Origin of the sequence: Streptomyces sp. URMC 123 (assembly GCF_051386515.1) — a bacterium.
Taxonomy (GTDB): domain Bacteria; phylum Actinomycetota; class Actinomycetes; order Streptomycetales; family Streptomycetaceae; genus Streptomyces.
This window is the reverse complement of sequence record NZ_JBPQTV010000349.1, coordinates 1-6507: the sequence shown is the minus strand read 5'-3', so window position 1 is coordinate 6507 and position 6507 is coordinate 1. Positions and strand designations below refer to the sequence as shown.

At 74.1% G+C, this 6507-nt stretch carries 3 protein-coding genes; all 3 read left to right on the top strand.

Annotated elements, in window-relative coordinates; all coding sequences use genetic code 11:
- Positions 1-2172 (top strand): NB-ARC domain-containing protein (locus ACSNOD_RS26885; RefSeq protein WP_436769657.1); only part of this gene is annotated, 2172 nt, incomplete at its 5' end.
- Positions 2173-2337: 165 nt separating this feature from the next.
- Positions 2338-2550, top strand: coding sequence for an MbtH family protein (locus ACSNOD_RS26880; RefSeq protein ID WP_436769656.1), 213 nt, complete (start codon positions 2338-2340; stop codon positions 2548-2550).
- A gap of 155 nt (positions 2551-2705) precedes the next feature.
- The coding region (locus ACSNOD_RS26875; protein ID WP_436769655.1) for an amino acid adenylation domain-containing protein at positions 2706-6507 on the top strand (3802 nt) is incomplete at its 3' end.

The following is a 6507-nucleotide window of genomic DNA, read 5'->3' as shown; positions in this document are numbered from 1 at the left end:
GTCCAGGCCCCGCCCCTGCCGCCCGAGGCTCCCGCCCAACTCCCCGCACCGCCACCGGACTTCACCGGCCGGCGCAAGCAGGTCGCGGAGCTGAGCGGCGTGCTGGCCGACCGCGACGCCCACACCCTCGTGGTGGTCACCGGCATGGGCGGGGTGGGCAAGACCTCCCTGGCCCTGCACGTCGCCCATGCCGTCGCCGACCGCTTCCCCGACGGCCAGCTCTATGTGGACCTGCGCGGCGCCGACGGGCAGCCGGCCGACCCCAACGAGGTGCTCGGCGGCTTCCTCACCGCCCTGGGCACCCCCATCGAGCACATCCCGGTGCGGCAGGCGGACCGCGCGGCGCTCTTCCGCTCCGTCGTCTGCCGCCGCTCCGTGCTCGTCGTGCTCGACAACGCCCACAGCGTCGCCCAGGTCCAGCCGCTGCTGCCGGGAGGGCGCCGGTGCGCGGCGCTGATCACGGCCCGGTCGCTCACCGCGATGCCGGCGACGGCCGTGGTCAGGCTCGGCGTGCTGAGCCCGGGGGAGGCCGTGGAACTCGTCGGCAGGATCGCGGGACCCGACCGGGTCCGGGAGGAGCCCACGGCCGTCGCGGAGCTGGCGGCCGTCTGCGGATACCTGCCGCTCGCGCTGCGGGTCGCGGCGGCGCGGCTGGCGGCCCGCCCGGCGTGGTCGGTCGCCACACTGCTGGAGCGGGTCTCCGACGAGAGCCGGCTCATGGGCGAGCTGCGCGCCGGGGAACTGGCCGTGGAGGCGGTGTTCGAGCTGTCCTTCACCCAACTGGACGCCGATCAGGCGCGGGCGTTCCTGGCCATGGCGGTCCCGCACTGGCACGAGTGGGGCGTACCGGAGGCCGCGGCCGTGCTGGACCTCCCCGCCAGGGACGCGGAGGACGCCCTGGAGTTCCTGGTGGACGTCGCCCTCGTCGAGGCCGTCTCGGGGGGCCGCTACCGTTTCCACGACCTGGTCGCGGCGTACGCGCGCGGGCGCGCGCACGACAGGCTGGCGGAACCGGACCGCGTCCGCATCCTGCGCCACGCCGTCGACTTCATGTGCGCGAGCGTCGTGGCGGCCGTGGAGCAGACCCAGCCGCTGGCGAAACCCCTGACCCACGAGATCGCCCCCCGCCGGTCGGCCGGTGCCGATGTGGGGCGCGGGCCGGCGGCGGTGGAGTGGATACGGGCGTCGCTGCCCACCCTGGCGGCGCTCGCGGAGCAGGCCGCCACCACGCGGGACGAGCGGACGCTGACCCTCGCCACGGACATCCTGGCCCTGCTGCCCTGCTTCGAGGACTCCGTGCCGCTGGTGACCGCGGCGCGCGCGGCCGAGAGACTGGTCGACGCGACGGCCCGGGCCCGGTGCCCTGCGAGCGTCGTGGGCACGGCGCAGTACTGCGCCGGGGTCATTCTCCGCAACCACTCCTCGTTCGACCGCTCGCGCGCCCATCTGCTCACGGTGATCGACCTCTTCGGGGAGGGGCCCTGGCCCGGGGAGAGCACGCGGCGGTTCCTCGCCGTCCTCTTCGCCCATTCCATGCTCGCCGAGCTGCACCAGCACCGGGGCGACCTGGCGGCCGCCCGCACCCACGCCGAGATGTCGGTCGCGCTGGCGGAGGCCAGTGGGGACCGGCGGCTGCTCGCCCGCCGGCGGACGGTTCTCCTCCAGGTCGAGGTCGCCGAGGCCGGGCACCCGGCGGACCTGGACCGCATCGGGGACCAGTGCCGCGAGCTGGCCGCGGTGCTCACCGAGGCCGACGACGCCAAGTGGCTGCTCAACGTCATCGTGACCGAGGCGGACAGCCACCGGGCGGCGGGCCGCCTCGACCGGGCCGCGCACCTGTACACGGACGTCCTCGACCGGGCCGCGGCGAGCGGACACGTGCGGATCGAGACGGAGTGCCTGTGGCGGCTGGGCGACGTGCTGCTCGCCCGGGGCGACCGCGCCGCCGCCCTCGACCACGCCCGCCGCGCGGTCCACCGCGCGACCCTCGTCCAGGAGAACCTCATCACGGGGCGCAGTCACCATGTGCTCGGCTCCGTCCTGCGGGCGCTCGGCGAGGAGGCCGAGGCACGGGAACACCTGCGGCTGGCCTCCCGTCTGTTCCTGGAGCTGGAACTGACCGATGCCCGCGGCGTCGTGGAGGCCCCGGTGGCCCTGACCGAGCCGTCCTGACGCGCCCGGCTCGGGGCCACGGGAGTACGGGGGCGGCGCGGCTCCGGGCACGTTGACTTCGCGTTGGTTTCCCGTTGATCACTCCGACCTAGCCTCGGATGACCCAGACAGGGCGGCGGCATTCGCCGCCGCGCGATCTGGCCGATCCCACCGAGGCATGACGACGTGAACAACCCGTTCGACACCGCAGACGGCCGCTTCACCGTGCTGGTGAACGGCGAAGGGCAGCATTCGCTCTGGCCGTCCTTCCTTGACGCTCCCGCCGGCTGGACCGTGGCGCTCCCGGAGAGCGACCGCGACGCCTGCATGGCGTACATCGAGTCGCACTGGGACGACATGCGCCCCCGGAGCCTCGCCACCGCCGACAGCGGCTCCTGACCTTCCCGCGCCGTCCCCGGCGCCCGGCGGCGCCACCGCCGTGACGCACCGTTACCGCGTGCCGCGACCACGCGCCGTAACGCCCCCGTGGACGCCGCCACCACCCCGTACACCCCCGTACATCCCGTAACAGCCGTACCAAGGCGAGGCTCTTGATGCACACCGCAGACGGATATCAGCTGCCGCTGACCGACGCCCAGTCGGGCATATGGTTTGCCCACCACCTGGATGCCACCCGCACCGCCCACAACGTCACGGAATACCTCGACATCCGCGGCCCCCTCGACACCCGGCTCTTCGAGGCGGCGCTGCGCCGGCTCGTCACGGAGGCCGACACCCTCCGGGCCCGGTTCGTCGACGAGCCCGGGGGAGTGCGGCAGGTCGTACAGCCCGACGTGGACTGGTCCCTGGAGACCGAGGACCTCAGCGACGCCGCCGACGGGGAGGCGCTGGCCCGCCGGCTCGTCCGGACGGCCGCGGAGCGCCCCTTCGACCTCGCGCACGGCCCGCTCTTCGCGTTCCTGCTGATCAAGCTGGCCGACGACCGCTTCCTCTGGGCCCACCGCTACCACCACATCGTCGCCGACGGCGCCAGCATGCCCCTGCTCGCCCGGCGCGCGGCGGAGATCTACACCGACCTCGCGGCAGGGCGCGACCCCGGCCCCTCGCCCTTCGCGCCGCTGCGCGAACTCGTCGCGGCCGACGAGGAGTACCGCGCCTCCACGGCCCACGACGAGGACCGCGCCTTCTGGGCGGAGTACCTGCGCGACCGCCCCGAGCCGGTCAGCCTCTCGACCCGGGCCGCTGCCCCCGTGCGCCTGTCGCTGACCACCACCAGCCACGCACCGCAGGCGGTCGTCGACCGCATGGCCGCCATGGCGGCACAGGCCCAGGTGTCCGTCACGGCGATGACCGTCGCGGCGACCGCCGCCTTCGTCCAGCGCCTGACCGGCGCCCGGGACATGGTGCTGGGGCTGCCGGTGGCGGCGCGGCTCGACGAGCGCCGGCGCACCACCCCCGGCATGCTCTCGAACATCGTCCCGCTGCGGCTCTCCGTCCCCGGCGACGCGACCCCCCGGGAGCTGGCCCGGCAGGTGTCGCGGCAGCTGAAGGAGGTCCTGCCGCACCAGCGGTACGGCTACGGGCGGCTGCGGCGCGACCTGAACGCGCTGGGGGAGGAGGACCGCCTGTTCACCACCCGCGTCAACATCATGCGGTTCCGCTACGACGTGGCGTTCGCCGGCCACCCCGCGACGGCGCACTACGTCTCGGGCAGCGCCACCGACGACCTGGCCTTCCTCCTGTACGACCGGACCGACGGCCACGGTCTCGAGATCACCGTGGAAGCCAACCCGGACATGTACACGGCCGAGGAGGCCGCCGGCTTCGAACAGCGGTACCAGAGGTTCCTGGGGGCCTTCACCGGGCTCGACCTGGACGCCGCCGTGGCCCGCGCGGACATCCTGTCGCCGGACGAGCGGCACCGGATGCTGGTGCGGTGGAACGGCGGCACCGACGGAACCGGCAACACGAAGGGCACCGGCGAAACCGACGGAGCCGGCAACACGAAGGGCATGGACAGCGCCAACGGCACCGGCGGCACCGAGCAGGGCCCCGCGACGACGCTGCCCGAGGTGTTCGCGCGGCAGGCCGCGCTGTACCCCGACCACACCGCCGTGGTCTGCGACGACGACGAGCTGACCTACCGCGAACTGGACGAACGGTCCAACCGCCTCGCCCGGCTCCTGGTGGCACGGGGCGTGGGCCCCGAGGACCGGGTCGCCCTGGCGCTGCCCCGGTCCACGCGGATGGTGACCGCCGTCCTCGCCGTCGTGAAGGCGGGCGCGGCGTACGTCCCGGTCGACACCGCCTACCCGCCGGAGCGCATCCAGTTCCTGCTCCAGGACTCGCGCCCCGCGCTGCTGGTGTCGGCCGGCGCCGAACTGGACGCCGAGGGGACGCCCGTACTGTCCCTCGACGACCCCGAGACGCTGCGGTCGCTCGCCGAGGTGTCCGCCGCGCCCCTGACCGACGCCGAGCGGACCGCGCCGCTGCGCCCGCAGCACCCCGCGTACATCATCTACACGTCCGGCTCGACGGGCCGGCCCAAGGGCGTGATGATCCCCCACCACAGCGTCGTCCGCCTGTTCACCGCCACCGCGCGACAGTTCGCCTTCACCTCCGACGACGTGTGGTCGATGTTCCACTCCTACGCCTTCGACGTCTCCGTGTGGGAGATGTGGGGCGCGCTGCTGCACGGCGCGTGCCTCGTGGTGGTGCCGCACTCCGTGACCCGCTCGGCCCATGAGTTCCTGCAGCTGCTCGCCGACCGGCAGGTCACCATCCTGAGCCAGACGCCGTCGGCCTTCTACCAGTTGCTGGAGGCGGACCGCCAGTCGCCCGCCATCGGGGACCGGCTCGCCCTGCGCGCCGTCGCCTTCGGCGGCGAGGCCCTCGACCTCGGACGGCTGACCGACTGGTACGAGCGCCACACGGACGACGCGCCCGTACTGATCAACATGTACGGGATCACCGAGACTACCGTGCACGTCACCCAGCTCCCGCTCCGCCGGGACGACGCGTTCCAGGGCGCGAGCAGCCGGATCGGCCGCGGCATGGACGACATGCGGGTGTACCTCCTGGACGACACCCTCTCGCCCGTGGCGCCGGGCGTCGTGGGAGAGATCTACGTTGCCGGGCCGGGCCTGGCCCGCGGGTACGCGAACCAGCCGGGCCTCACCGCGGCACGGTTCGTCGCCTGCCCCTTCGGCGCGCCCGGCGAACGGATGTACCGCAGCGGCGACCTGGCGCGATGGACGCCCGACGGCTGCCTGGAGTACCTGGGGCGCGCCGACGACCAGGTCAAGGTGCGCGGCTTCCGCATCGAACTGGGCGAGGTCGAGGCGGCGCTGCGCCACTACCCCGGCGTGGCCCAGGCCGTGGCCGTGGTCCGCGAGGACAAGCCCGGCGACCGGCGCCTCGTCGGCTATGTCGTGGCCAGGAGCGGCGACGAGGTGGACCCGGAGAAGGCCCGGCTGTCCGTGGGCGACCGGCTCCCCGAGTACATGGTGCCCTCGGCCGTCGTGGCGCTCGCCGAGATGCCGCTGACCCCCAACGGCAAGGCCGACAAGCGGGCCCTGCCCGCCCCGGACTACGGAGCGGCCGCGGACCTGTCCCAGGTGCCCGGCACCCCGCGCGAGGAAACCCTGTGCCGGCTGTTCGCCGAGGTCCTCGGCCTCGACCGGGTCGGCGTGCGCGACAACTTCTTCTCGCTCGGCGGGGACAGCATCATGTCGATGCAACTCGTCTCCCGCGCCCGCGCCGAGGGCCTGCGCTTCACCCCGCGGGACGTCTTCACCTGCAAGACGGTCGCCGCCCTCGCCACCGCCGCCGACGACATCCAGGACCACGCGGTCGCCGAGACGGCCGACTCCGGCATCGGAGAGATCCCGCTCACGCCGATCATGCGCTGGCTGGCGGGCCGAGGCGGCCCCGTCGAGCGGTTCCACCAGTCGATGCTGCTGCGCACCCCCGGCGGCCTGGACGGCGAAGGACTCACCTCCACCCTGCGGGCCGTGCTGGACTGCCACGACATGCTGCGCTCCCGGCTCGCCCTGGACGACGACGGCGGCTGGACCCTCACCACGGCAGCGCCCGGCACCGTCGACGCCGCGGGCCTGGTGCGCCGCGTGGACATCGCCGGATCGGCCGACTCCGAGGCGCTCGCCGTCGTGGCCGAACACCGGCGCACGGCCGCCCGGGACCTGAACCCCTTCACCGGGGACATGGTCCGGGCCGTCTGGTTCGACGCCGGCCCGGACAGCCCCGGCTACCTCCTGCTGGCCATTCACCACCTCGCTGTCGACGGCGTGTCCTGGCGCGTCCTCAGCGCCGACCTCGCCCGCGCGTGGCAGAACCGCGCGCCCGGTGACCAGGACGGCGAGCCCGGCGGCGAGG